General features: G+C 74.1%; 23 protein-coding genes. 14 read left to right on the top strand and 9 right to left on the bottom strand.

The window, feature by feature from the left end; translation table 11 throughout:
- Positions 1-212 precede the first annotated feature (212 nt).
- The 3 genes from aroA (at position 213) to AC2TEW_RS09375 (ending at position 2,194) form a co-directional block, all read left to right on the top strand.
- Positions 213-1,448 carry a 3-phosphoshikimate 1-carboxyvinyltransferase gene (aroA, locus tag AC2TEW_RS09385; protein WP_484622887.1) on the top strand — a complete coding sequence of 412 codons (1,236 nt, stop codon included), beginning with the start codon at positions 213-215 and terminating at the stop codon, positions 1,446-1,448.
- Between the two features lie 117 nt (positions 1,449-1,565).
- A complete protein-coding gene (locus tag AC2TEW_RS09380) occupies positions 1,566-1,916 on the top strand; it encodes a hypothetical protein (RefSeq protein ID WP_484622886.1) in 351 nt (116 codons plus the stop codon).
- The gene (locus tag AC2TEW_RS09375) at positions 1,913-2,194 is read left to right on the top strand and encodes a hypothetical protein (protein ID WP_484622885.1); all 282 of its coding nucleotides are present in this window, start codon (positions 1,913-1,915) and stop codon (positions 2,192-2,194) included. Before AC2TEW_RS09380 ends, AC2TEW_RS09375 begins: the two co-directional genes overlap by 4 nt.
- Here AC2TEW_RS09375 and AC2TEW_RS09370 read toward each other — a convergent pair.
- Positions 2,191-2,853, bottom strand: a complete 663-nt coding sequence (locus AC2TEW_RS09370; RefSeq protein ID WP_484622884.1) for a Pr6Pr family membrane protein — start codon at positions 2,851-2,853, stop codon at positions 2,191-2,193. The two genes, AC2TEW_RS09375 and AC2TEW_RS09370, sit on opposite strands and share 4 nt — an antisense overlap.
- Before the next feature lie 190 nt (positions 2,854-3,043).
- Positions 3,044-3,307 carry a dsRBD fold-containing protein gene (locus tag AC2TEW_RS09365; RefSeq protein ID WP_484622883.1) on the bottom strand — a complete coding sequence of 88 codons (264 nt, stop codon included), beginning with the start codon at positions 3,305-3,307 and terminating at the stop codon, positions 3,044-3,046.
- A 268-nt stretch (positions 3,308-3,575) separates the two neighbouring features.
- On the opposite strand from AC2TEW_RS09365, the gene AC2TEW_RS09360 reads away from it, so the two are divergent.
- From AC2TEW_RS09360 to AC2TEW_RS09345, 4 genes are all read left to right on the top strand, one after another.
- Positions 3,576-4,736, top strand: a complete 1,161-nt coding sequence (locus AC2TEW_RS09360) for a CaiB/BaiF CoA transferase family protein (RefSeq protein WP_484623012.1) — start codon at positions 3,576-3,578, stop codon at positions 4,734-4,736.
- 59 nt (positions 4,737-4,795) lie between these two features.
- Positions 4,796-5,938, top strand: a complete 1,143-nt coding sequence (locus AC2TEW_RS09355; protein ID WP_033825694.1) for an acyl-CoA dehydrogenase family protein — start codon at positions 4,796-4,798, stop codon at positions 5,936-5,938.
- A gap of 62 nt (positions 5,939-6,000) precedes the next feature.
- Positions 6,001-7,215 (top strand): acetyl-CoA C-acetyltransferase, encoded by a 1,215-nt coding sequence (locus AC2TEW_RS09350; protein WP_484622882.1) that lies wholly within the window; start codon positions 6,001-6,003, stop codon positions 7,213-7,215.
- A 20-nt stretch (positions 7,216-7,235) separates the two neighbouring features.
- Positions 7,236-9,401 carry a 3-hydroxyacyl-CoA dehydrogenase NAD-binding domain-containing protein gene (locus AC2TEW_RS09345; protein WP_484622881.1) on the top strand — a complete coding sequence of 722 codons (2,166 nt, stop codon included), beginning with the start codon at positions 7,236-7,238 and terminating at the stop codon, positions 9,399-9,401.
- Between the two features lie 73 nt (positions 9,402-9,474).
- Here AC2TEW_RS09345 and AC2TEW_RS09340 read toward each other — a convergent pair whose 3' ends face one another.
- Positions 9,475-10,230, bottom strand: coding sequence for a MerR family transcriptional regulator (locus AC2TEW_RS09340; protein WP_484622880.1), 756 nt, complete (start codon positions 10,228-10,230; stop codon positions 9,475-9,477).
- 441 nt (positions 10,231-10,671) lie between these two features.
- Between AC2TEW_RS09340 and AC2TEW_RS09335 the strand changes: the two genes are divergently transcribed.
- The 4 genes from AC2TEW_RS09335 to AC2TEW_RS09320 are packed head-to-tail and all read left to right on the top strand — an operon-like array spanning position 10,672 to position 13,807.
- The gene (locus AC2TEW_RS09335; protein ID WP_484622879.1) at positions 10,672-11,418 is read left to right on the top strand and encodes an ATP-binding cassette domain-containing protein; all 747 of its coding nucleotides are present in this window, start codon (positions 10,672-10,674) and stop codon (positions 11,416-11,418) included.
- On the top strand, positions 11,415-12,674 hold the full coding sequence (locus AC2TEW_RS09330; RefSeq protein ID WP_484622878.1) for a hypothetical protein: 1,260 nt from the start codon (positions 11,415-11,417) through the stop codon (positions 12,672-12,674). Before AC2TEW_RS09335 ends, AC2TEW_RS09330 begins: the two co-directional genes overlap by 4 nt.
- A complete protein-coding gene (locus AC2TEW_RS09325) occupies positions 12,658-13,311 on the top strand; it encodes a hypothetical protein (RefSeq protein ID WP_484622877.1) in 654 nt (217 codons plus the stop codon). The genes AC2TEW_RS09330 and AC2TEW_RS09325 overlap by 17 nt, the downstream gene beginning before the upstream one ends.
- A gap of 46 nt (positions 13,312-13,357) precedes the next feature.
- Positions 13,358-13,807, top strand: a complete 450-nt coding sequence (locus AC2TEW_RS09320) for a hypothetical protein (protein WP_484622876.1) — start codon at positions 13,358-13,360, stop codon at positions 13,805-13,807.
- Positions 13,808-13,905: 98 nt separating this feature from the next.
- Here AC2TEW_RS09320 and AC2TEW_RS09315 read toward each other — a convergent pair whose 3' ends face one another.
- The 4 genes from AC2TEW_RS09315 to AC2TEW_RS09300 all read right to left on the bottom strand — a co-directional run bounded on the left by AC2TEW_RS09315 (position 13,906) and on the right by AC2TEW_RS09300 (position 19,144).
- Positions 13,906-14,325, bottom strand: coding sequence for an SHOCT domain-containing protein (locus AC2TEW_RS09315; RefSeq protein WP_484622875.1), 420 nt, complete (start codon positions 14,323-14,325; stop codon positions 13,906-13,908).
- Positions 14,326-14,553: 228 nt separating this feature from the next.
- Positions 14,554-15,579: an isopenicillin N synthase family dioxygenase gene (locus AC2TEW_RS09310; RefSeq protein ID WP_484622874.1), complete on the bottom strand. Its 1,026-nt coding sequence runs from the start codon at positions 15,577-15,579 to the stop codon at positions 14,554-14,556.
- Between the two features lie 279 nt (positions 15,580-15,858).
- Entirely contained in the window at positions 15,859-17,478 is a 1,620-nt protein-coding gene (locus AC2TEW_RS09305; protein WP_484622873.1) for an AMP-binding protein, read from the bottom strand.
- Positions 17,479-17,644: 166 nt separating this feature from the next.
- Positions 17,645-19,144: an MFS transporter gene (locus tag AC2TEW_RS09300; protein WP_484622872.1), complete on the bottom strand. Its 1,500-nt coding sequence runs from the start codon at positions 19,142-19,144 to the stop codon at positions 17,645-17,647.
- Between the two features lie 88 nt (positions 19,145-19,232).
- Here AC2TEW_RS09300 and AC2TEW_RS09295 point away from each other — a divergent pair, with 88 nt between their 5' ends.
- Entirely contained in the window at positions 19,233-19,985 is a 753-nt protein-coding gene (locus AC2TEW_RS09295) for a TetR/AcrR family transcriptional regulator (protein ID WP_484622871.1), read from the top strand.
- A gap of 58 nt (positions 19,986-20,043) precedes the next feature.
- Here the strand turns inward: AC2TEW_RS09295 and AC2TEW_RS09290 are convergent, their stop codons facing one another.
- Together AC2TEW_RS09290 and AC2TEW_RS09285 are read right to left on the bottom strand one after the other, a co-directional pair.
- On the bottom strand, positions 20,044-20,652 hold the full coding sequence (locus AC2TEW_RS09290) for a DinB family protein (protein ID WP_484622870.1): 609 nt from the start codon (positions 20,650-20,652) through the stop codon (positions 20,044-20,046).
- 72 nt (positions 20,653-20,724) lie between these two features.
- On the bottom strand, positions 20,725-21,285 hold the full coding sequence (locus tag AC2TEW_RS09285; RefSeq protein ID WP_484622869.1) for a precorrin-3B C(17)-methyltransferase: 561 nt from the start codon (positions 21,283-21,285) through the stop codon (positions 20,725-20,727).
- Positions 21,286-21,457: 172 nt separating this feature from the next.
- Between AC2TEW_RS09285 and AC2TEW_RS09280 the strand changes: the two genes are divergently transcribed.
- Positions 21,458-21,904, top strand: a complete 447-nt coding sequence (locus AC2TEW_RS09280; protein ID WP_484622868.1) for a GNAT family N-acetyltransferase — start codon at positions 21,458-21,460, stop codon at positions 21,902-21,904.
- A 98-nt stretch (positions 21,905-22,002) separates the two neighbouring features.
- Positions 22,003-22,800, top strand: coding sequence for a DnaE2-dependent mutagenesis accessory factor ImuA' (gene imuA' / locus AC2TEW_RS09275; protein ID WP_484622867.1), 798 nt, complete (start codon positions 22,003-22,005; stop codon positions 22,798-22,800).
- Position 22,801: the final 1 nt, after the last annotated feature.

The raw sequence follows: 22,801 nt of genomic DNA, 5'->3' as shown, positions 1-22,801 counted from the left end.
GGTCCGCCCGGCCCGGCCCCGGCGCCGGACGGCTTCACCACCCCGCGGCCCGAGGCGTTTGCCCGCCGCCCCCGGGAGACCGGCCGGCCGTGGACGGCCGCGTCCACCAGCTGACACGCCCGGGCGCGGGCTCGGTGCCGGCGGGCAGGATGGCGGCCGAGGCCGCCCGTGCCGGCGGCGGCAGACGAGCGCCGCAGACACCAGGAGAGCGTGTGACCACCGTCGAGATCCCCGGTTCCAAGTCGGTGACGGCCCGGGCCCTGTTCCTGGCCGCGGCGGCCGAGGGCACCACCACCCTGCTGCGCCCGCTGGCCTCCGACGACACCGAGGGCTTCGCCGAGGGCCTGGCCGCGCTCGGCTACCGGGTCGAACGGACGGACGGCGCCTGGCGGATCGAGGGCCGCCCGCAGGGCCCGGCCAAGGACGCCGAGGTGTACTGCCGGGACGGTGCCACCACCGCCCGCTTCCTGCCCGTCCTCGCCGCGGCGGGCCACGGCTCGTTCCGCTTCGACGCCTCCGCGCAGATGCGACGGCGTCCGCTCGCCCCGCTCACCGAGGCGCTGCGCGCGCTCGGCGTCGAGCTGCAGCACGAGGAACGGGAGGGGCACCACCCGCTGCGGATCGCCGCCCGCGGGGTCCGCGGCGGCGAGGTGACGCTGGACGCAGGGCTGTCCTCGCAGTACCTGACCGCGCTGCTGCTGCTCGGCCCGCTGACCCGGGACGGCCTGCGGATCACCGTCACCGACCTGGTCTCCGCGCCGTACGTGGAGATCACGCTGGCGATGATGCGCAGTTTCGGCGTCCGGGTGGAACGGGAGGGCGATGTCTTCTCGGTGCCGCCGGGCGGCTACCGGGCGACCGAGTACCCGGTCGAGCCGGACGCGTCCACGGCGAGCTACTTCTTCGCCGCCGCCGCGCTGACCGGCCGTGAGGTGACCGTCCCGGGGCTCGGTGCGGGGGCGCTCCAGGGCGATCTGCGGTTCGTCGAGGTGCTGGAGCGGATGGGCGCCCGGGTCGGGCTGCGGGGCGACCGGGTCACGGTGGCGGGTGCGCCGGGCGGCCGGCTCTCGGGCCTGACCGTGAACATGCGCGACATCTCGGACACCATGCCGACGCTGGCGGCCATCGCCCCGTTCGCGGACGGCCCGGTGCGGATCGAGGACGTGCACAACACCCGGGTCAAGGAGTGCGACCGGCTCCAGGCGTGCGCGGACAACCTCCGCCGGCTCGGCATCGACGCCGCCACCGGCCGGGACTGGATCGAGATCCGGCCCGGCACCCCGCGGGGCGCCGAGATCGAGACCCACGGCGACCACCGGATCGTGATGTCCTTCGCGGTGGCGGGCCTGCGCACCGAAGGTCCGGTCACCTTCGACGACCCCGGCTGCGTCCGCAAGACCTTCCCGGACTTCCACCGCGCCTTCGCCGCCTGGTCCGCAGCCGCCTGACCACCCGCCGCCCGACCACCGGCGGCGCCCCACCCCGCCCCGGCGCCCGGCGCCCTGTCGGGTACGGGAGCGGGGGCCTAGGGCGAGTAGCCCCACCCACGAGAGGGGAGCGCCACCATGAGCCGGCCCGTGCACGAGGGAATCCCGCTCGTTCCCCGGCCCGCGAAGAACCCCGCCGCAGTCAGGGCCGCGCTGGCCGTCGTCGCTGCGGACCGCCTCGCGGAGATGGTGGAGGGGCAGACCGGAGCCATGGCGAAGGCCATCGAGGAAGGCAGCGTCAACCCCATCCGCGCCTTTGTCGCCCACTGGGCCGCCGTGGTGGAGATCGAGCCGCTCCCGGACACCGCGAAGGCCTATCGCCGGGCGAACTACCTCGCCAACCACGCCGAGACGGTGGAGGAGCGCCGTGCTCATGCCGTGGCCGTCGCCGAGCTCTACCGCGCGGCCTCCGCGGCGGTGAACGGGTGAGCCGGAGCCGGGAGTACCTTCCCGGCGAGGAACACGTCACCCGCGGCGCACCGGCGGCCTCCCGCGCTGCCGTCGGGCACAAGGCGGACGAGCTCGTCCGGGCGGCGGAGGCCCTGTACCTCGACGGGGCGACCTACCAGGGCAGTGGCGAACCGATGAGGTACGTCGATGTCGCCGGGGGCCTCTTCGCGTACTACGTCGTCCCCCGCATCGAGCTCGTGGCGGTCTGTCAGGTCACCCCGCCGCCCGGGTGGCTCCGGGAGACGGCGCCTCGCTAGGGCTGGGTCGCCGGGGCGGTGGTCGGGCGGAGCCTGCGGTGGGCGAGGGTGCCGAGCCGGTCGAGGCCGATCACGGCCGCACCGAGCAGCACGAACTCGACGGTCAGCTGCGCGATCTGCCCCGCCACCCAGGCGTGGCCGTTGGTGGTCGGGTCGAGGAAGAAGTACGGGTACTTCAGCGGGAAGGACGGGAACAGGGCGGCCCGGACCTCGGTGACCACGGCGTACCCGAGCGGGAAGGACAGCCACAGCGGCAGGTCGCGCCAGCGCGAGGCGTTGCGCGGCTTCAGGCAGAGCCAGTCGGCCAGGACCATCAGCGGCGTGGTGTAGTGCAGCAGGAAGCTGGACCAGTTCTGCAGCCGGTCCGGGCCGGGGCCGAGGCCGGGCAGCGGGTTCGCGCCGTGGTTGAGCAGGATGTGGGCGACCAGGCCGGTGATGGTGATGTACAGCGTGACCGCGCCGCGCAGGCGGGGTGCGGGGGCGTCGACGGTGCCGCGCCGGACCATCCAGTAGGCCGCGGCGGCGAAGTAGCCGAGCACGATCACGTTGCTCTCGGTGGTGAAGTACACCAGTGAGCTGTTGCCGAGGATCAGCCCGAGTCCGGCGGAGAGCACGACGGCCAGGCGCCACCAGAGCGCGGGGCGGGTGCGGACCGACATGCGTTCACCAGTTCGTTCGGGGGGATTCACCGGGCGTTGGGGCGGGTCGACGCGACTCTACCCGCCGGTAGCGCGGCCGGGGAAGCGCCCGCCCGCCGACCCGCCCGCCGCCCGGCGGTGCCGGACGGCGGGCGGCGGGTGGCGGTGGCGCCCCGGGTTCGGGGCCGGGGGCAGGGCCGGTGCCCGGCGGTCAGAAGATCAGCCGGGCCGGTTCGTGGGTGTGCGCCTCGATCCCGGAGGCGGCCTTCTCGATCAGCGAGTGCGCCAGGTCGGAGCAGGCCCGGGCCGCGGCCAGCTCCTCGCCGACCGCCATGTCGGGGGTGTCGTCGGGGCTGCGGCGGGCCGAGCCGGTGCCGACGGCGCCAGGCGCGCTGAAGCCGCTGAGCTTGGCGGTGCAGGTGGTGCGGTCATCGTCCTCGTCGAAGTCCAGGTCGACGGTCCAGTGGTTGTGCATGGCGGTCACCTTCCGGTGGGTGGAGCCTCAGCCCCCAGAATCCGCCTGCCCGGGGCGGTTCGCAACGAGGGCGGACGGGCCCGGGTGCGACCCTTGTTACCGGCGGGTCAACTGCCTATCATCACGACTGTGACAGCTTCACTGTCAAACATGGCCGTACGCCGCCCCGGCCGGGCGGACCGGCCCGGACCCGGGACGCCGAGCAGTGCCAGGACACCGAGCAGTGCCAGGAGGCCGAGCAGTGGCTGAGACGACCGCCCCCGGCCCGCTGGCCGGACTGCGGGTACTGGAGCTGGCCGGGATCGGCCCCGGCCCGTTCGCCGCCATGCTGCTCGGCGACCTCGGCGCCGACGTGGTCCGGGTGGACCGTCCCGGCCCGCCCCCGATCGGCCCCGACCCGGACTTCGACCTCACCAACCGCAACAAGCGCTCGGTCCTGGTCGACCTCAAGAGCCCCGGCGGCCCCGCCCTCGTCCTCGACCTGGCCGCCCGCGCCGACCTGCTGATCGAGGGCTACCGCCCCGGCGTCGCCGAACGCCTCGGCGTCGGCCCGGACGCCTGCCTCGCCCGCAACCCCGCTCTGGTCTACGGCCGGATGACCGGCTGGGGCCAGAGCGGTCCGCTCGCCGCCCGGGCCGGCCACGACATCGGCTACACCGCCACCGCCGGCGCGCTCGGCCTGATCGGCCCCGCCGACGGCCCCCCGGGCATCCCCGCCAACCTGCTCGGCGACTACGCCGGCGGCTCGCTCTACCTGGTCATCGGCCTGCTCGCCGCCCTGCGCCACGCCGAACGCACCGGCCGGGGCCAGGTGGTCGACGCCGCCATCGTCGACGGCACCGCCCACCTCACCTCGATCCTCTGGGGCCTGCTGGCGGCCGGCCAGTGGCACGACCGCCGCGGCGTCAACCTGCTCGACGGCGGCGCCCCCTGGTACGACACCTACCGGACCGCCGACGGCCGCTACATGGCCGTCGGCGCCCTGGAACCGCAGTTCTACGCCGAGTTCGCCGCCCTGCTGGAACTCGGCGCGGACGCCCCGGCCCAGTACGACCCCGCCCGCTGGCCCGAACTGCGCAAGCTGATCGCCGACCGCTTCGCCACCCGCACCCAGGCCGAGTGGACCGACCGGTTCGAGGGCACCGACGCCTGCGTCGCCCCGGTGCTGACCCTCGGCCAAGCCGCCGAGCACCCGCACCTCGCCGCCCGCGCCACCTACACCACCCACGAGGGCATCACCCAGCCCGCCCCCGCCCCCCGCTTCTCCGCCACCCCCGGCGCACTGCGCCGACCGCCCACCCGGCCCGGGGCGCACACCGCCGAGGTCGCCGCGGACTGGGGCGTCCCCGCCCTCGACCCCGCCGCCCCGGACCCCGCCCTCGACCCCGCCGCCGGACCCGGCGCCCCCGGCCCCGCAGCCACCCCCTGACCCCGGCGCCACCCCTGACCCGGCACCATCCCCGCCCCGCCCCGAGAGGACCGACCCAGGTGCAACGAGAGCTCTACACCGAGGAGCACGAGGCGTTCCGGGAGACCGTCAAGGCCTTCCTGGCCAAGGAGGTGCTGCCGCACTACGAGCGCTGGGAGAAGGACGGCATCGTCGACCGCGGCGCCTGGCTCGCGGCCGGCCGGCAGGGCCTGCTCGGGATGGCCGTGCCCGCCGAGTACGGCGGCGGCGGTACCCCCGACTTCCGCCACGCGGCGGTGCTGGCCGAGGAGTTCACCCGCGCCGGGGTGAGCGGACTGGCGATCGGCCTGCACAACGACATCATCGGCCCGTACCTGACCTCGCTGGCCACCGACGAGCAGAAGCGGCGCTGGCTGCCCGGGTTCTGCAGTGGCGAGCTGATCACCGCCATCGCGATGACCGAACCCGGCACCGGCTCGGACCTGCAGTCCATCCGGACCTCCGCCGTCGACCGGGGCGACCACTACCTGCTCAACGGCAGCAAGACCTTCATCTCCAACGGCATCCTGTCCGACCTGGTCGTGGTGGTCGCCCGGACCACCCCGGAGGGCGGCGCGCACGGGCTCAGCCTGCTGGTGGTCGAGCGCGGCACGGCGGGCTTCGAACGCGGCCGCAACCTCGACAAGATCGGCCAGAAGTCCCAGGACACCGCCGAGCTGTTCTTCACCGACGTCCGCGTCCCCAAGGAGAACCTGCTCGGCGAGGAGAACCAGGGCTTCCTGTACCTGATGCGCAACCTCGCCCAGGAGCGCCTCGCCATCGCGGTCGCCGCCATCGCCGGCGCCGAGCACCTGGTCGAGCTCACCACCGAGTACGTCAAGCAGCGCACCGCCTTCGGCCGGCCGCTGGCCAAGCTCCAGCACATCCGCTTCGAGATCGCCGAACTGGCCACCGAGTGCGCCGTCACCCGGACCTTCGTCGACCGCTGCATCACCGAGCACAACCGCTACGCGCTCACCCCGGTGGACGCCTCGATGGCCAAGTGGTGGGCCACCGAACTGCACAAGCGCACCGCCGACCGCTGCCTGCAACTGCACGGCGGCTACGGCTACATGAGCGAGTTCCCGGTCGCCCGGGCGTTCACCGACGGGCGGATCCAGACCATCTACGGGGGCACCACCGAGATCATGAAAGAGATCATCGGCCGCTCCCTCCTCGCCTGACGCGGCACCAGACCCCCCGACCGGCACTTCCCGACCTGGCACTTCCCGGAGAGGCACCCACCGTGACCACCGAAGCGTACGTCTACGACGCTATCCGCACCCCACGCGGCCGAGGCAAGGCCAACGGCTCGCTGCACGGCACCAAGCCGATCGACCTGGTGGTCGGCCTGATCCACGAACTCCAGGCCCGGTTCCCGTCGTTGGACCCGGCCGCGATCGACGACATCGTGCTCGGCGTGGTCAGCCCGATCGGCGACCAGGGCTCCGACATCGCCCGGATCGCCGCCATCGCGGCCGGCCTGCCGGACACCGTCGCGGGCGTCCAGGAGAACCGGTTCTGCGCCTCCGGCCTGGAGGCCGTCAACCTGGCCGCCGCCAAGGTCCGTTCCGGCTGGGAGGACCTCATCCTGGCCGGCGGCGTCGAGTCGATGTCCCGGGTCAAGATGGGCTCCGACGGCGGCGCCTGGGCGATGGACCCGATGACCAGCTTCGAGACCGGCTTCGTCCCGCAGGGCATCGGCGCCGACCTGATCGCCACCCTCGAAGGGCTGTCCCGCACCGACGTGGACGCCTTCGCCGCCGAGTCCCAGGCCCGCGCCGCCAAGGCCCAGGCCGACGGCCACTTCGACCGCTCGGTGGTCCCGGTCAGGGACCGCAACGGCCTGGTCGTCCTGGAGCGCGACGAGTTCATCCGCCCCGGCACCACGGTGGAGACCCTGGCCGGCCTCAAGCCCTCCTTCGCCGGCATCGGCGAGGCCGGCGGCTTCGACGCAGTCGCCCTGCAGAAGTACCACTGGGTCGAGTCCATCGACCACGTCCACCACGCCGGCAACTCCTCCGGCATCGTCGACGGCGCCGCCCTGGTCGCGATCGGCTCCCGCGAGATCGGCGAACGGTACGGGCTGCGCCCGCGCGCCCGGATCGTCTCCGCCGCCGTCTCCGGCTCCGAGCCCACCATCATGCTCACCGGCCCGGCCCCCGCCACCCGCAAGGCCCTCGCCAAGGCCGGGCTGACCGCCGACGACATCGACCTGGTCGAGATCAACGAGGCCTTCGCCGCCGTCGCCCTGCGCTTCATCCGCGAACTCGGCTTCCGCCACGACCAGGTGAACGTCAACGGCGGCGCCATCGCGCTCGGCCACCCGCTGGGCGCCACCGGCGCCATGCTGATCGGCACCCTGATCGACGAGCTGGAGCGCCGCGACCTGCGCTACGGCCTGGCCACCCTCTGCGTCGGCGGCGGCATGGGCGTCGCCACCGTCATCGAGCGCATCTGACTCCCGGGAGACACGTTTCCATGAGCAACACGACTGCCATCCGCTGGGAGCAGGACCAGGACGGTGTGGTCACCCTCGTCCTCGACGACCCCGCCCAGTCCGCCAACACCATGAACGCCGCCTTCACCGACGCCCTGGAGGCCACGGTCGAACGGCTGGCCGCCACCGAGGAGCTGCGCGGCGTCATCATCACCTCGGCCAAGAAGACCTTCTTCGCCGGCGGCGACCTGCGCCTGATCTCCGCCGCCCGGCCCGAGGACGCCGAGCAGGTGTTCGCCAACTCGATGCGGATCAAGCGCGCCCTGCGCCGCCTGGAGACCCTCGGCCGGCCCGTGGTCGCCGCGATCAACGGCGCCGCCCTCGGCGGCGGCCTGGAGATCGCCCTCGCCTGCCACCACCGGATCGCCCTGGAGGCCCCCGGCAGCAAGATCGGCCTGCCCGAGGTCACCCTCGGCCTGCTCCCCGGCGGCGGCGGAGTGGTCCGCACGGTCCGGATGATGGGCATCACCGACGCCCTGCTCAAGGTCCTGCTGCAGGGCCGCCAGTACCGCCCGACCCAGGCGCTGGAGAACGGCCTGGTGCACGAACTCGCCGCCACCGCCGAGGAGATGCTCGCCAAGGCGCGCGCCTTCGTGGACGCCAACCCGGAGTCCGCCCAGCCCTGGGACGCCAAGGGCTACAAGATCCCGGGCGGCACCCCCAGCACCCCCGCCTTCGCCGCCAACCTCCCGGCCTTCCCCGCCAACCTGCGCAAGCAGCTGGCCGGCGCCGACTACCCGGCGCCCCGCAACATCCTGGCCGCCGCCGTCGAGAGCGCCCAGGTCGACGTCGACACCGCGATGGTGATCGAGGCCCGGTACTTCACCGAGCTGGCCTGCGGGCAGATCTCCAAGAACATGATCCAGGCCTTCTTCTTCGACCTCCAGGCCGTCAACTCCGGCGCCGGCCGCCCCAAGGGCGTCGAACCCCGGACCGCCGCGAAGGTCGCCGTGCTGGGCGCCGGCATGATGGGCGCCGGCATCGCGTACTCCTGTGCCAAGGCCGGGATCCAGGTCCTGCTCAAGGACGTCACCCTCGAGGCCGCCGAGCGCGGCAAGGCCTACTCGGCCGGACTGCTGGACAAGGCCGTGGCCCGCGGCCGCACCACCCCCGCGCAGCGCGAGGAACTGCTCGCCCGGATCACCCCGACCGCCGACGCCGCCGACCTGGCCGGCTGCGACACCGTGATCGAGGCGGTGTTCGAGAACCCCGAGCTCAAGCACAAGGTCTTCCAGGAGGTCCAGGACGTCGTCGCCCCGGACGCCCTGCTCTGCTCCAACACCTCCACCCTCCCGATCGGCCTGCTCGCCGAAGGGGTCACCCGCACCGCCGACTTCATCGGCCTGCACTTCTTCTCGCCGGTCGACAAGATGCCGCTGGTCGAGATCATCCGTGGCCCGCAGACCGGTGACGAGGCACTCGCCCGCGCCTTCGACCTGGTCCGCCAGATCAACAAGACCCCCATCGTGGTCAACGACTCCCGCGGCTTCTTCACCTCCCGGGTGATCGGCCAGTTCATCAACGAGGGCGTCGCGATGGTCGCCGAGGGCCTCGACCCGGTCTCGGTCGAACAGGCCGCCGCGCAGGCGGGCTACCCCGCCAAGGTGCTCTCGCTGCTCGACGAGCTCACCCTCACCCTGCCCCGCAAGATCCGCAACGAGGCCCGCCGCGCCGTCGAGGACGCCGGCGGCAGCTGGGCCCCGCACCCCGCCGACACCGTCATGGACCGGATGCTCGACGAGTTCGACCGCCCCGGCCGCAGCGGCGGCGCCGGCTTCTACGACTACCAGGACGGCCGCCGCACCCGCCTCTGGCCCGGCCTGCGGGAACACTTCACCCGGCCCGGCGCCGAGATCCCGTTCGAGGACATGAAGGAGCGGATGCTCTTCGCCGAGGCCCTCGACTCGGTCCGCTGCCTGGAGGAGTCCGTCCTGACCTCGGTCGCCGACGCCAACATCGGCTCCATCCTGGGCATCGGCTTCCCCGCCTGGACCGGCGGCGTCCTCCAGTACATCAACGGCTACCGCGGCGGCCTCCCCGGCTTCACCGCCCGCGCCCGCGAACTCGCCGCCGCCTACGGCGACCGCTTCCAGCCCCCCGCCCTCCTCGACCGGATGTCCGCGGAGGGCCGCACCTTCACCGACTGAGCCACCCGGCTCTCTCTCGGGGGCGCTGGGGGGACCCCCGGCGCCCCGGGGAGTGCCCCGGGGCGCGGCCCCTTCAGTCCGTTGTCCGCCGGGCCGCCAGTTCCTCCGCGAGCGAGCGTTGGAAGGCCGTCACCAGGGCCTGCACCACCATCGGCTGGATCTGGTCGGTGAGCGTCTTCATCCGCTCCAGCTCCTCCGCCGGCGGGCCGCTCTCCCGGTACGGCTTCCACACCGTCTCGCGGAACAGCCGCTGCAGGTCGTGCGCGGTCGCCCGGCTGTGGAGTCGCACCACCGCCCGCGCCGCCACCAGCGTCTCCAGCGGGATCGGCACGTCCAGCACCCGCACCCCGAGCGGCAGCAGCCCGGGGTCGACCTTGAAGACCTCCGGCTGCCCGGTGCGGTGCAGCGCCCCCATCGCGGTCAGCCGGTCGAGGTCGGCGTCGGTCAGCGCCCGTCCGGCCCGCCGTTCGACCTGCGCCCGGGTGGCCTCCTCGGCGGCCTCCGGTGTCCAGGACGCCACCAGGGCCCGGTGGATGGCGAGGTCGAGCGAGTTGATGTCCTCGGGCAGTTGGGCCAGGTAGCGTTCGATCGCCGCCAGGGTCAGCCCCTGCCGCTGGAGTTCCTCGATCAGTTCCAGCCGCCCGAGGTGCTCCGGCCCGTACTGCCCGACCCGGCGCGGCCCGAGCTCCGGCGGCGGCAGCAGCCCCTTCGCGCTGTAGAACCGCAGCGTCCGCACGGTCACCCCGGCCCGGGCCGCGAGTTCGTCCACGGTCAGGTGCGGCGGCGAGGCCGGGGGTGTGGCCGGGGGTGTGGCCGGTGTGGCCGTCATGGTCGGTCCTCGGGAGGGTGATGCAGCGGCGCTGTGACAGCAGCAGTGTGACACCGCCCGTCGCCACCGGTCCAGCAACCGCGTGCCGTTGCCGAACCGTGCCGTGGCCGGCGCAGCGGGTCACCGATCTTCCTTGCCTGACGGTCCGTCATGTCATACCATCGCTCGGCGCAAATGATCTGCGCGCGACAAATGGGGGGTTGCGCATGATCCGTTCCCGGACTGTTCGCTAGGACACTGCCGCGGTTGCCCTCGCAGGACTCCGCGCGGCCACCGCGGCATTCGGAGTCGCACCTGCCGCCTAGGCGGCCGGCACAGCAGCGCGATCGATTGCACATTCAGCATCACGCGGTCCTGGATCGAATTCGCCGCGCCCTGAGCAGAGAGCGGCGGTGTGCCCGGCGGACCACCTGGCACACCGCCCTTGCACGAGGAATTGATATGGATCCTGTCGTCCGGGTCTCCGGCCTGACCCAGGGGTACAAGTCGGGAACGGTCATCGAGGGCCTTGATCTCGATGTCGGAGTGGGAGCGTTCGGACTGCTCGGGCCCAACGGGGCGGGGAAGACCACGTTGCTGCGCACGTTGGCGACGATCGCCCCGCCCGGCGCCGGGACCGTGGAGGTCCTCGGCCGCCGCATCACCTCCGAGCGGTCGGCCCGCCTGGCCCGCCGGGAGATTGGGTTCCTCCCGCAGGATTTCGGATTCCACCCCGGCTTCACGGTGCACGACTTCGTTGCCTACTGCGCCTGGCTGCGGGAGGTTCCGGCCCGCAGGGTGCACCGGGACACTCTCCGGGCCGTCGACCAGGTCGGCCTCGGCGACCGCCGGAACGACCGGATGAAGGCGCTGTCCGGCGGCATGCTCCGGCGCGCCGGGATCGCCTCGGCGCTGGTCGGATCGCCCCGGCTGGTGCTGCTGGACGAGCCCACCGTCGGCCTCGACCCGGCCCAGCGCCTGGAGTTCAGGGAGCTGATCAGGTCACTCGCCGAGGACACCGCCGTCGTGCTCAGCACCCACCTGGTGGAGGACGTGTCCGCGGTCTGCCGGGAGGTTGCGGTCATGGCCGCGGGACGGTTCGTGTTCCGCGGCACCCCGGCGGAGATGACCGCCCTGGCTTCCCCCGGGAGCCAGGGCGACACCGCCCTCGAACGCGGGTACATCAGCGTGCTGGAGGCGGGCCGGTGAGCGTCTACCGGACGGAGCTGAGGGCCTCCCCACTGCGCTGGTGGTTTCCGCTGCTGGTCGTGCTCGACCTGGCGACGGTCTTCGGCCGCGGTCGGTGGTGGATCGGCGAGTGGCCGCTGACCAGCGTCCAGGCACAGATACCGGCGTTCTACCTGGCGCCGTTCCTTGCGGCCGCCGCCGCGTGGGCCGCCGGCCGTACGGGCCGCCACCGCCTGCGGGACCAGCTCGAAGCCGGGGCCCGGCCCCGCCTGCAGGTGGAGTTCGCGCAGCTCGCGGCGGCCTTGACGTACGGACTCCTGGCCTATGCGCTGGGAGCCGCGGTCACGGCCGCGGCCAGCCTGCCGACCGCCGGCCCGGGGTTCCTGTGGCCCGGCTACCTGCTGCTCGGCGCGGCGCTGATGGTGTCCTTCGCGGCCGCCGGTCATCTGGCGGGCCGGGCCTTCTCCGGCGGGTTCGCCACCCCGGTGGCGTGCGGACTCGGTGGCTTCATCGTCATCGCCTGGGCGTCCGGCCCCCAGCAGCTCGGACTCTTCGTCATCAACGGCGCGCCCTTCAAGACCGTCTCCTGGACGGCGCTGGCCGTGCGGACGGCCCTCGCCGGACTGCTCCTCGTGGGAGCCGTCGGGCTGCGCCGGCCGGTCGGCCGGAACGCAGGCAGGCGTGCCCTGTCGGCCGTCGCGTTCGGCGCCGCCCTCCTCGTCGTGACCACGGCCCTCGCCTTGACGGCTCCGCTCCAGGTGGACCGCGCGGCACCGGCCCGGCCGCTGTGCACCACCGGCGCGCCGGCGGTCTGCCTGTGGCCCGAGGACCGCAACCAGTTGCCCCGGGCGCAGGCGATGGCCGACCGCATGCGGCAGCTTCCCGCGGGTCTGGTCACGCTGCCCGACCGGCCGATCGCCGAACTCGGCCTGCACGGTGGCAGCAGCCACGACCCGGAGGGCTTCTACATCCTCGAGGGCGACATGTGGGACCCGTCCCAGACGATGGCCGGCGACATCATGGAGTCGTCCCGCCCGCGGGGATGTCCGGAGCCGGACCCGGCCGCCTTCACCCCCGGGTTCTACCAGGCCTCCGGTGAACTCCTGATGTGGCTGGCCATGCGGATCTACGGCGGGCCGATGCCCGCGACCATGCACGGCGGACCGCCGTCGGTCGACCCGGGCGCCGTCGCGGAGGTCATCCGCCGGCCGGACGCCGACCAGTTCGCCTGGGCCGGGCAGCGCATCGAGGTGATCCGACGTGCCTACTGCGGTTAGTGCCCCGTGGTCGGACGCCCCGCGGCGCTACGCCCGGGCGCACGACCTCGCGGTCGTGGTGCTGTGCCTCGCCGTGGTCGCCGGGTGCGAGGCCGCCTTCGGCTCGCTGACGCTGTCGTTCCCCTTCCAGCACGGGGGCCGCAGTGCCGGGTTCCCGATGCGCCGCGAGCTGCCGATCGCCTACGCGGCGCTGACGGCCGGGAGCCTGCACAGCCGCATGGCGGACCTGGAGGCCACGGCGTCGAGCGTCATGGACCGCTACGAGGGGCTCCACCTGGCGGTGATGTACACCGCGACGGTGCTCCTGGTCGGCGGGGTGGAACTCTCGGCGGCCGGGCCCGGAACGGCGGTGGTCCTGGTCCGCGCCCTGCTGGTATGGACCGGACTGGCCCTGCTCTCGGGCCGGGTGTTCGGCCGGCGCCTGGCGTGGATCCTGCCGGTCGCAACGGTGTTTCCGCTCACCTACCTCGGGGCGGACGAGCAGGGTCGGGCCCTGTGGTGGGACTGGACGTGGCAGCCGCCGTCCGACGCCGTCTGCTGGACGCTGGCTGCGGTCAGCACGGCTGCCGGGCTCATGGCCGTCCGGCTGACCCCTTGGCGCCTGCATGCCGTCCGCAGACGCCTGGCGGCCCGGTAGGCCGGGCCCGGCGCTCGCTGTCCGCCCCGGCGGCTAGCGTGTCGGCATGACGGAGAGCACAGCGGGGAAGTCGGCGACGGACACCTCCGCGGGTACGGCGGAGCGGCCCACCCGTTACTGGTGGCGGCGGCGCGCCGAGGAGGCCCGCGCCCTCGCCGCGGGGACGCTCGACCCCGCCGAGGCGTACGCGTCGCGGCTGTTCCCCGAGTCGCTGCTGTGCCGCACCGACGAGGTGCTCGCCGCCTTCGAGGCCGAGCTGGGAGGGTGGGCCGGGCCCTCCGACGGGGAGGTGCTGGGCGCGGTCGAACGCGTGGTGCTGGCGCTCAACGCGGTCAACGACGAGCACGGCGGCGCCGGGTACGAGACCGACGAGCGCGAGCGGCTCTGCGACTACGTCGACGCGTCGCTCGCCGAGGCGGGTGTGGACGTCGGGGCGCTGGCCGGGCGGCACGGGCTCGGCCGGTACGAGATCACGGACCGCTGGCGCGAGTGGTGAGCCCCGCCGGGTACGCGGAGGGCGGCCGGGGGAGGTGCGGTGGCACATTCCCCGGCCGCCCGTAGAGCCGTTCGGGTGAAGCGGCGGGTGTTCCGGTGTCAGGCCAGCAGCCTGGCCTTGGCCTGCTCGAACTCCTCCGGGCTGAGGTCGCCGTTGCGCTTGAGCTCGGCGAGTTTGGCGAGTTCGTCGGCCTTGCCGCCGCCGCCCGTACCGCCGCCCTTCCCGCCGTCGGCGGTCCCGGCGGTCTGCCGGATGTAGTCCTGGAGGGCGGCCTCGCGCTTCTGCGCGTCCTGGAGGTCCCGTTCGCCCATCTTCTGGCCGCGGGCGATCAGGTAAACGAAGACGCCGAGGAACGGCAGGATCAGCACCAGGATCAGCCAGCCGGCCTTGCCCCAGCCGCCCAGGTCGTGGCTGCGGAAGATGTCCGTGATGATCTTGAAGAGCAGGAAGAACCACATGATCCAGAGGAAGAACCACAGCATCGTCCAGAACAGGTTCAGCAGCGGGTAGTCGTCCATGCCGTCTCACCGATCCTCGTACGCCGGGACGGCCGTCGTCCCCGCGAGCGGCCCGGCGGGCCGCCGGACGGGCGCCGGCGGTGCGCTGCGGGCCACTCCCACTGATAACACCGCCCACGGCGCCCGGCACCCCGGCGCCGGGCGCCCCGGGTCCGGGCGTACGGCCGCGCCCCGGCCCCCTCGCGGGGACCGGGGCGCGGTGGTGGAGCGGAGGACGGGCTCCCGGGCTCAGGCGCCGGTGAGCGGCAGCAGCTCGGTGTGGTGCCGCCTGGTCACCTCGGGGTGGGCGCGCAGGTAGCCCTTGAGCTCGTTGCGGCCGAACTCGGCGAACAGCGGGTTGGACGGGTCCTGGGTGGCCCCGGGCGCGTGGTGGGCGTGCGGGAAGTCCAGCGGTTCGATGTGGGCGTCCAGCCGGGGGTTGTAGAAGAACGGCACCGAGAACCGTTCGCGGGCCCCGGCCGGGCTGACCACGCGGTGGCTGGTGGCCTTGAGGTAGCCGTCGGTGGCGACCTCCAGCAGCTCGCCGAGGTTGACCACGAAGGCGCCCTCCATCGGCGGCACCTCCAGGAACGAGCCGTCCGGCCGTTCGACCTGCAGGCCGCCGACGGTGTCCTGCAGCAGCAGGGTGATGAAGCCGTAGTCCTTGTGCGTGCCGACGCCCTGTCCGGCGCCGTCCGGCGCGGTGCCCGGGTAGCGGACCAGCTTCAGCCGCAGGTGCGGGTGGCCGGCGAAGGCGTCGTCGTAGAAGTCGGGCCGGGCGCCGATCGAGGTGAGCAGCTCGTGCAGCAGCCGGTGGGCCACGGCGCCGAGCCGGTCGATCCAGCTGAGGGCGGCGGTGCGCAGCTCGGGCAGGGCCTCGGGCCACTGGTTGGGGCCCTCCAGCCACCAGTACGGCTGGTCGCCGGGGCCGGGGACGTGCGGCGGGAGTTCGGCGCCGATGTCCAGCTGGTCGCGCCAGTCCTGGCTGCCGCCGGTGCGTTCGTCGCCGGTGCGGGTGTAGCCGCGGAAGTGCGGGGAGTTGAGGTTGCTCACGGCCAGCCGGTCGGCCTCGGGGAGGTCGAAGAAGGCCCGCATCGCGGTGGTCAGGGCCTTGGTCTCGTCCGGGGATATGCCGTGACCGGTCAGCTGGAAGAAGCCGACGTCCGTGGCGGCCGAGCGGAGTGCGTCGTGCAGGCGGGTGCGGTCGTGGTCGGTGCCGTCGGCGAGGGACAGGTCGATCACGGGGAGACCGGTGGTCTGGGACTGCTGTGTCATGGGTGACATCCGCTGTGGTCGATGCCCCGGCGGTGCCCGGAGGTGTCCGGGAACGCGGCCGCCGAGCGCCGGATGGGGCGGGTGCGGCGGGGCCGGGGGAGGGTGTGTGCCCCAAGGGCAGGGAGAGGGAGGAGAGGTCAGCCGGAGCGTCGACAGGACATGCTCGTGACGCGGAGCAGGTCCACGTGGCGACGGCTGACGAGTATGAGCACGTCACCAGGTTAGATGACCGTCGGGGCGGCGGTCGAACACGGTGCGGTGCCCGAGGCCGGGCGGCCCTCACCGACCGAGTTCCCGGGCCGCCAGTTCGCGCAGCTCGGTCTTCCTGACCTTGCCGCTCACCGTCATCGGGAACGCGTCCACCACCCGGATGTGCCGGGGCGCCTTGAACCGGGCGATGCCGGCCCGGCAGAACTCCGTCAGCTCCGCGGGGCCGGTCCCGCCGGCCGGGTCGCGCAGCACCACGAAGGCGAAGACCTCCTCGCCGTAGTGCTCGTCCGGCACCCCGACCACCTGGGCGTCCGCGACGGCGGGGTGGGTGTGCAGGTACTCCTCGATCTCGCGGGGGTAGATGTTCTCCCCACCCCGGATGATCATGTCCTTGATCCGGCCCACCACGGACAGGTAGCCGTCCGGCCGCATCACCGCCAGGTCGCCGGTGTGCATCCAGCCGTCCCGGTCGACCACCTCGGCCGTCCGCTCCGGTTCGTCCCAGTAGCCGAGCATCACGGAGTAGCCGCGGGTGCACAGTTCGCCGACCGCGCCGCGTGGCAGCACCCGGCCGTCGGCGGGGTCGGCCACCTTGACCTCGACGTGCGGCAGCACCCGGCCGACCGTGCCGGTGCGGTGCTCCAGGTCGTCGTCGCGCCGGGTCAGGGTGGAGACGGGCGAGGTCTCGGTCATCCCGTACGCGATGGCGACCTCGGTCATGCCGAGGTCGCTCTGCACCCGTTTCATCACCTCGACCGGGCAGGGCGAGCCGCCCATCAGGCCGGTGCGCAGCGAGGAGAGGTCGTGCTCGGCGAAGTCCGGCAGGGCGAGTTCGGCGATGAACATGGTCGGCACGCCGTACAGCGAGGTGGCCCGCTCGGCGGCGACGGCGCGCAGGGTGGCGGCGGGGTCGAAGGAGCGGGCGGGGACCACCACGCAGGCGCCGTGGGAGAGCGCCGCGAGGTTGCCCAGGACCATGCCGAAGCAGTGGTAGAACGGCACCGGGACGCAGATCCGGTCCTGTTCGGTGTAGCCGAGCAGGGCGCCGACGCAGTGGCCGTTGTTGAGGATGTTGCGGTGCGAGAGGGTGGCGCCCTTGGGGAAGCCGGTGGTGCCCGAGGTGTACTGGATGTTGATCGGCTCGTCGGGGTGCAGCCGGGGGAAGTCACCGTCGGGGCCGTCCAGCCGGTGCCAGGGGTCCTCGCCGATCCACAGGGTCTCGCGCAGCCCGGGACACCGCCCGCGGATCTCGGCGACCATTCCGTGCTGGTCTCCGCCGCGGCCGGCCGCCGCTCCGGGGCCGCGTTCGTCGGCCAGGGCGACCAGCAGCGAGACCCCGGAGCGGTTCAGCGCGTAGGCGAGCTCGTGGGTCCGGTAGGCCGGGTTGACGGTGACCAGGACGGCGCCGAGCCGGGCGGTGGCGTACTGGACCAGGACCCACTCCGGGCAGTTGGCGGCCCAGATGCCGACCCGGTCGCCCTTGGCCACCCCCCGGGCCCGCAGGCCGCGGGCGAGGCGGTCGACGTCCCGGGCCAGCGCGGTGTACGTCCAGCGCCGGCCGCTGGGGACGTCGACCAGGGCCTCGCGGTCGGGGAACACCGCGACGGCGTGGTCCAGCCGCTCGCCGATCGTCTCGGAGAGCAGCGGGACCTCGGTACCGCCGCGGGCGTGGGACGGCTGCTCGGTCACCGTTGACCTCCTGGCTGAGGGTACTTGACCAGGCTTGGTCAACGGTGACGGTTCGTCAAGACAGCGCGCAGGGACGGCCGGTGCGCACGTCAACACGGTGGGCGGCGGTGCGGCCGGACGGGTCGGGCGGGGGTCGGGCCCCGCCCGGGCCCGGCTCGGGCCGGGCTCAGGCGGGGGTGTCCGCCGCCTTCGCGGCGGTGGCGCGCCGGGTGGGGAGGGTGAGCGCCCCGAGCAGCGCGCAGGCGGTGAACAGGGCGCCCACCAGCAGGGCGCGCCCGAAGCCCGCCGTCAGCGCCTGCGGGACGGCCGCCCCGCCCTCCGCGAGGCGGGCGGCCGTGGTGTGCGAGGCGACGGTGGCCAGGACGGCCAGGCCGACCGCGCCGCCGACCTGGCGGAAGGTGTTGGCCAGCCCGGACGCCAGCCCGGCCTCCTCGCGCGGGACCCCGCCGGTGGCGGCGACGGTGGCCGGCATCATCGACAGGCCCATGCCGAGCGTGCACAGCACGAACGGGCCGAGCACGTCCGTCAGGTAGCCGCCGTCCGGGGTGAAGCGCGACAGCCAGACGAACCCGACGGTGCTGGTCAGGGTCCCGGCCACCAGCAGCGGGCGCGGACCGGTCCGGGTGATGGTCCGGGTGGCGATCTGCGAGCCGGCGATGATCGCCGCGGACCCGGCGACGAAGGCCAGCCCGGCCCGTACCGCGCTGTAGCCCAGCACCTGCTGGAAGTAGAGCGAGAGCACGAACCACATCGCGAACATCGCCGCGCCGGCCAGCATGGTGACCAGGTTGGCGGTCACCAGGGTGCGCCGGCGCAGGATCCCCAGCGGCACCAGCGGATGGGCGACCCGGGACTCGATCGCGGTGAACGCGGCCAGCAGCAGGGCGGCGGCGGCCAGCGGACCCCAGACCACGGGCGAGCCCCAGCCGTGCGACTCGGTGGAGATGATCCCGTAGACCAGGGCGGTGAGCCCGGCGGTGACGGTGGCCGCCCCCGGCAGGTCCATCCGGCGCAGGCCGCCGCGCCGGGCGGCCCCGGCCGGGACGTACGCCAGCGCGGCCAGGAACAGGGCGACGCCCACCGGGACGTTGACGAACAGCACCCAGCGCCAGCCCGCGTACTCGGTCAGCAGCCCGCCGACCACCGCGCCCGCCGCGCCGCCGGCCGCCATCACGGCGCTCCAGGCGCCCATCGCCCGGGTCCTCGCCCGCGGCTCGGTGAAGGTGGTCATGATCAGGGTGAGGGTGGCCGGCGCCAGCACCGCACCGCCGACGCCCTGGGCGGCCCGGGCGGCGATCAGCGGGCCGGCCCCGTCGGCCAGCCCGCCCGCCAGCGAGGCCAGGGTGAACACGCCGAGCCCGGTCAGGAACGCCCGCCGCGGCCCGATCAGGTCGGCCAGCCGGCCGCCGAGCAGCAGCAGCCCGGCGAAGCCGAGGGTGTAGGCGTTGACGATCCACTGCTGGCCGGCCGGGGTGAGGTGCAGGTCGGCGCGCATCGCGGGCAGCGCCACGTTCACGATCGAGACGTCCAGCACCACCATGAACTGGGCGGCGCAGGCGATCACCAGGACGGCGGTGGTGGACAGCCGGCGCGCGGCCGGCGGGGCTGGGGACGGGGTGCGGCCGGTGCCGGCCGGGGGCCGGACGGCGGACGGGCTGGTGCCCACGCGGGCTCCTTCGGGGAGGGTGATTTCTGGAGAGTCTCCAAAAATGTAGCACCTCTACTTTTTCGCCGCCGTGGATTATTCTGAGCCCATGACCGCGACCGCCGCCACCGCCACCGCCGCCGCCTCCGCCGCTCCCGTGCCCGACCCCGCGTCCGACCTCGCAGCCGGGGGCGGCGCCGGGGTCCGGTCCGGGCTGCGCGGGCGGAAACGGGAGCGGACCCGCCGGTCGATCGCCGACGCGGCGTTCCGACTGTTCGCCGAGCGGGGGTTCGACGGCGTCACGCTGACCCAGATCGCCGCCGAGGCCGAGGTCGCCCCCGCGACCGTCTTCACCCACTACGCGTCCAAGGACGACATCTTCTTCAGCCGGCGCCAGGAGTTCGCCGAAGCCCTCCCGGGGGCCGTGGTGACGGCCCGCACCGGGGCGGAACTGGTCGAGGGGCTGCGCGGCTACTACGCCGCCAACGTGGCGCTGGTCCTCGCCCCCGAGGAGGAGGAGGCGTCCCGGACCTTCGCACGGATCCTGCTGGCCAGTCCCGCGCTGCACCGCTTCCACCTCGCGGTCGTCGACGAGCGCCGCGCGATGCTGCTCGACCTGCTGGTCGAACGGGCCGGCGAAGCCGGCGGCGACCCGGCGGTGCGGGCCGAACTGGCCCTGTTCGCCTGGTCGGCCGGCGCCGCCGGGGCTGCCGCCTTCGAGGAGATGCGCATCCGGCTGGCCGCCGGCGACCCGCTGCCCGGGATCGGCGCCGCCGTCCGCGCCGTCCTCGCCTCCGGCTTCACCCGGCTCGCGGCCGGCTACGCGGACTCGCCGCTGCTCGTGGCCGCAGCCCGGGACTGAGCGCGCGGGGCCGCTCCGGGCCGCTCGTGGCTGCTCGGGGCTGTTCGGCCGGGGGCGGTCAGTAGCCGGTCGCGCCGTCGATCCGCTCGCGCAGCAGGTCGGCGTGGCCGTTGTGCCGGGCGTACTCGGCGATCAGGTGCACCAGGATCCGGCGCAGTGAGACCGGACCGCCGGTCGCCCGGTGCACCCCCGTCTCGTCCAGCGAGGCCGCGGCGGCGACGATCGCGCGGGAGCGCTCGCACTCCTCGCGCCACAGCGCGAACGCCGCTTCCGGATCACCGTCGAGGCGCTCGAAGTCCTGGTCCGGGTCCTCGTCTGAGTAGTACAGCAGCGGCACGTCGTCCCCCGCGAACTGGATCCGGAACCACCACCGCTCCACCCCCGTCAGGTGCCGCAGCAGCCCGTGCAGGCTCAGCCCGGACGGCGGCAGCCCGTACTCCGACAGCCGGCCGGCCGGCACCCCGGCGCACTTGAGCGCGAAGGTCTCGCGGTGGAAGTCCAGGAAGGACGTCAGGATCTCGCGTTCGTCGCCCACCAGCGGCGGCGTCCGGCGGTCGTCGGCCCCGGCCCAGCCCTGGGCGTAGTTCTGCGGCGGCAGGTCGTGCGGCGCGACGTCCTGTGGCGCGACGTCCTGCGGCGGCAGGTCCTGCGGTGGGAGCTCACTCATCCCGCCAGCCTGTCACCGGCCACCGACAGTCGCGGGGGAACCCGCCGGCCGCGGGCCCCCGTCCCGGCCGGGTCAGTGACCGACGGCCGGGACGCAGCCCCCGTCGGCGATGAAACCGGTGATCTCGGCGGTGACCCTGCCCTCGTTGATCGTCCCCTTCAGGCAGCCGCTGCCGGCCTCCACCACCACCTGGGCGTAGCTGCGGTCGCGCCACAGCTCGACGTGGACGGTCACCGGCTCGGTGCCGGTCGCCTCGGCGGTCGCGCGGCGCAGGCCCTCCTCGTCCAGCGGGCCGCCGGCCAGCTCGGCCAGGGCCGCCTGCAGGGCCTGGACGCGGGGCTGGTTGTCGGCCCGGGCGGACTCGGACAGCGGCATCTCCTGCTTGTACGCGTGGTTGTCGGCGTACCGCTGCTCCTCGCTGTACGAGATGCAGGGCGACGGCGCGGGCCCGGCCTCGGGGGCCGGGCAGAACGGGATGGGGGTCCCGCTGCCGCCGGCGCGCGGGCTCTGGCTGCCACCGATCCTGGTCCCGGCCCGCTGGTCGGTCACCGTACTGCCGCAGCCCGCCACCAGCACCAGCACCAGCACCAGCACGCCCGCGGCGGCCGGGCGGACACCCCCGAAGATCCTCATCCCGCCATCCTGCGTGAGCGAACGGCCGTTGCGGGTGCGGCGGCGCCGATCGTGACCGGACCGTTGCGCGGGCACCCGCCCGTCCGCACCCGGCGGGGGATGGTGCGCGAAATTGCTTATCACTTCGATGAATTGACCGATCGTCGGAAATTCTCCCGGAAGAATGCCGGGCATGGACCGGATCGGGGACTGTGCGGCGGACGACCCGGCCTTCGAGGGGCTGGTCGGTGCGATGACGGCGGAGCTGGTGCCGCTGTACGGCCTGGCGGCGGATGCCGTGCCGTCGCCGCTGGGCGCGGGTGCCCGGGGGTTGCCGGCGTGGTGCGGGCCGGTGGCGGTCGGCTGCTGCGCGGTGCAGGAGGCGGCGCCCGGGGTGTGGGAGCTCAAACGGATGTACGTCAGGCCTGACCTGCGGGGGAGCGGGCCGGCCGCGGCGCTGGTGGCAGCGGCGGAACGGCTCGCCCGGGAGCTCGGGGCGCGGGAGCTGCGGCTGGACACCGGGATCCGTCAGCCGGCCGCGATCCGGCTGTACGAGCGGACCGGGTACCGGCGGGTGCCGCCGTGGCCGCCCCTGGACCGGGACCCGGAGGCGGTCTGCTTCCGCAAGCCGCTGGGGTGAATGTCACGCGGTGTACGGGGGCGGGGTGGATCTGCGGCTCGATCAGATTTACGGACTTGTACATCTACGAATATATGTTCGATGCTTAATCCGTGCACATGTTCGATTCAGTATCGCAGGGACCGGCCCCGGCCGGCGGGGACCTGCTGCCCGCCCTGCCGGCCCTGGCCCCGCTGCTGCCCGGCGGCGGGCTGCGGCGCGGCGCGGCGGTCTCGGTGGACGGCGGTGACACCGGCCTGCTGCTGGCCCTGGCCGCCGGCGCGGCCTCGGACGGTGCCTGGGCGGCCACCATCGGCCTGCCCGACCTGGGCCTGGCCGCCGCCGCCGGGTACGGGCTGGACCTGGGCCGGCTGCTGCTCGTCGACGACCCGGGCCCGCACTGGCCCGAGGTGGTCTCCGCGCTGGCCGGCGCGGTCGGACTGATCCTGCTGCGCCCCACCGGCCCGGTCGCCCCGCAGCTGGCGGCCCGGCTGACCGCCGTCCTGCGGCGGGGCGGCTGCGCCCTGCTGGTGGCCGGGGTCTGGCCCGGCGCGGGGCTGCGGCTGAGCGTCCGCTCGGGGCGCTGGTTCGGCCTGGGGGAGGGGTACGGCCAACTGCGCGGCCGGCAGGTCGAGGTGGCGGCGGAGGGCCGCGGCGCGGCCGACCGGACCCGTACCGCCAGGCTCTGGCTGCCGGACGAGCACGGCGCCGCCCGGCCGGTCGAGGCCGCCGAACTGCCCGCGACGGCCCCGGCCCGGACCCCGGCCCCGGCCCCGGTGGTGCCCCTCGTCCCGGCCGCCACCGCCGCTGCTGCCATCGCCGCAAGCGGTGTCGGTGCCGGTGCCGCTGCCGATATCGCTGTCGCTGCCGGTGTCGCTGCCCCGGCCGTGGCGCGGGTCGACCTGGCGGCGGTGTGAC

It is taken from the genome of Kitasatospora sp. NEAU-CNBT7, from assembly GCF_057220535.1.
The sequence above is the reverse complement of the archived record's forward strand: the minus strand, read 5'-3'. Positions and strand labels throughout refer to the sequence as shown.

Excerpts from the sequence above, each read along its gene's own strand:
- AC2TEW_RS09295 (WP_484622871.1), top strand. The coding sequence starts at position 19,233 with ATGACCGCGACCGCCGCCACCGCCACCGCCGCCGCCTCCGCCGCTCCC.
- AC2TEW_RS09340 (WP_484622880.1), bottom strand. The coding sequence starts at position 10,230 with ATGACGGCCACACCGGCCACACCCCCGGCCACACCCCCGGCCTCGCCG.
- AC2TEW_RS09335 (WP_484622879.1), top strand. The coding sequence starts at position 10,672 with ATGGATCCTGTCGTCCGGGTCTCCGGCCTGACCCAGGGGTACAAGTCG.
- imuA' (WP_484622867.1), top strand. The coding sequence starts at position 22,003 with ATGTTCGATTCAGTATCGCAGGGACCGGCCCCGGCCGGCGGGGACCTG.
- AC2TEW_RS09310 (WP_484622874.1), bottom strand. The coding sequence starts at position 15,579 with ATGACACAGCAGTCCCAGACCACCGGTCTCCCCGTGATCGACCTGTCC.
- AC2TEW_RS09290 (WP_484622870.1), bottom strand. The coding sequence starts at position 20,652 with ATGAGTGAGCTCCCACCGCAGGACCTGCCGCCGCAGGACGTCGCGCCA.
- AC2TEW_RS09345 (WP_484622881.1), top strand. The coding sequence starts at position 7,236 with ATGAGCAACACGACTGCCATCCGCTGGGAGCAGGACCAGGACGGTGTG.
- AC2TEW_RS09285 (WP_484622869.1), bottom strand. The coding sequence starts at position 21,285 with ATGAGGATCTTCGGGGGTGTCCGCCCGGCCGCCGCGGGCGTGCTGGTG.
- AC2TEW_RS09380 (WP_484622886.1), top strand. The coding sequence starts at position 1,566 with ATGAGCCGGCCCGTGCACGAGGGAATCCCGCTCGTTCCCCGGCCCGCG.
- AC2TEW_RS09370 (WP_484622884.1), bottom strand. The coding sequence starts at position 2,853 with ATGTCGGTCCGCACCCGCCCCGCGCTCTGGTGGCGCCTGGCCGTCGTG.
- AC2TEW_RS09315 (WP_484622875.1), bottom strand. The coding sequence starts at position 14,325 with ATGGACGACTACCCGCTGCTGAACCTGTTCTGGACGATGCTGTGGTTC.
- AC2TEW_RS09280 (WP_484622868.1), top strand. The coding sequence starts at position 21,458 with ATGGACCGGATCGGGGACTGTGCGGCGGACGACCCGGCCTTCGAGGGG.
- AC2TEW_RS09320 (WP_484622876.1), top strand. The coding sequence starts at position 13,358 with ATGACGGAGAGCACAGCGGGGAAGTCGGCGACGGACACCTCCGCGGGT.
- AC2TEW_RS09365 (WP_484622883.1), bottom strand. The coding sequence starts at position 3,307 with ATGCACAACCACTGGACCGTCGACCTGGACTTCGACGAGGACGATGAC.